The sequence below is a fragment of the Pseudomonas sp. BS-2016 genome, from assembly GCF_001806145.1.
Classification (GTDB): domain Bacteria; phylum Pseudomonadota; class Gammaproteobacteria; order Pseudomonadales; family Pseudomonadaceae; genus Aquipseudomonas; species Aquipseudomonas lundensis.
The window spans coordinates 1-1505 of the sequence record NZ_MLCT01000120.1; the positions used below are offsets into that span (position 1 = coordinate 1).

The window sequence follows — 1505 nt, forward strand, 5'->3', positions numbered from 1 at the left end:
AACAGCTCCGACGATGGCAACAACGGTAACCAGTCCGCTTATTTCTCGACGGGCAACTACAGCGGCGTGAACTCCGGCCGTGGCAAAGTCGACAACAACCTGTACAGCGGCCTGTTCCTGTACTCGGTTGCCGGCCACACCTTCGGTGGCGGTTACCAGGTCAGCAACGGCAGCAGCGACTTCCCTTGGCTGAACCAGGGTGACGGCTCGTCGGCTTACATCACCACCGACATGCAGATCCAGAAGTTCGCCCGTGCCGGCGAGCGCACCTGGCAAGCTCGCTACTCCTACGACTTCGCCAAAGTCGGCGTGCCTGGCCTGACCGCCGGTGTGGTTTACCTGAAAGGTGATCATATCGACACCGTCGCCAGCAACCGTACCGAGTTCACCGGCCAGTCCGAGTGGGAACGTGACATCACTGTTGCCTACGTCGTACCGGAAGGTCCGCTGAAAAACGTCGGCGTGGCGTGGAAAAACGCTATGTGGCGCAGCGACATCGCCAACGCGCGTAACCAGGACGAAAACCGCTTGATCGTCAGCTACTCGATCCCGCTGTTGTAAGACTGTAAAACCTTGCCCGGCGCAATGCCGGGCAAGGTGTCTTGCTATTCAAGTCGGGCTCAACCCCCGCAAGCCCTTCCTGAATCCCTCTTTTTTGCAGCGTCTCAAGGCCTTCTCGAACCTTGAAGGCGATGTTGGCCTCAGGCCGTTCCCAAGTCCAATGAACTGATTTTTAATATTCTTTTATCGTCTAGATAAATCGATATTTATTCTTTTTAAACCGCAAAAAATCCATGCACAGTGGGCTCCATAAGCACTCATCAGGAGCCACACCATGAGCCTAAGACTGGGCGACATCGCCCCCGACTTCGAACAGGATTCCAGCGCCGGCAAGATTCGCTTCCACGAATGGCTGGGCGACAGCTGGGGTGTGCTGTTTTCCCACCCTGCGGACTTCACGCCGGTGTGCACCACCGAGCTGGGTTTTACCGCCAAGCTCAAGGATGAATTCGCCAAGCGTGGCGTCAAGGCCATCGCCCTGTCGGTAGACCCGGTGGACTCGCACCACAAGTGGATCGAAGACATCAACGAGACCCAGAACACCGCGGTCAACTTCCCGATCCTGGCCGACGCCGACCGCAAGGTCTCGGACCTCTACGACCTGATCCACCCGAATGCCAGCGATACCCTCACCGTGCGCTCCTTGTTCGTGATTGACCCGAACAAGAAGATCCGCCTGACCATCACCTACCCGGCCAGCACCGGGCGTAATTTCCATGAAATCCTGCGGGTGATCGACTCGCTGCAGCTGACCGACAACCACAAGGTGGCAACACCGGCCAACTGGCAGGATGGGGATGAGGTGGTGATCGTGCCGTCACTCAAGGACGAGGAAGAGATCAAGAAACGCTTTCCCAAGGGCTATCGCGCGGTGAAGCCGTACCTGCGTCTTACCCCACAACCCAATCGTTAAGGCATCACGGACCATGCCTCTGTAGGAGCGA

The 1505-nt window shown here is 57.5% G+C and carries 2 protein-coding genes; both read left to right on the top strand.

Annotated elements, in window-relative coordinates; translation table 11 throughout:
* The coding region (locus BKD70_RS22865) for an OprD family outer membrane porin (RefSeq protein ID WP_139145805.1) at positions 1-561 on the top strand (561 nt) is incomplete at its 5' end.
* A gap of 274 nt (positions 562-835) precedes the next feature.
* Entirely contained in the window at positions 836-1474 is a 639-nt protein-coding gene (locus tag BKD70_RS22870; protein ID WP_070415459.1) for a peroxiredoxin, read from the top strand.
* The last annotated feature ends 31 nt before the right edge of the window (positions 1475-1505 follow it).

What these genes read in the sequence shown, in the direction of transcription:
- BKD70_RS22870 (WP_070415459.1), top strand. Translation starts at nt 836, where the DNA reads ATGAGCCTAAGACTGGGCGACATCGCCCCCGACTTCGAACAGGATTCC.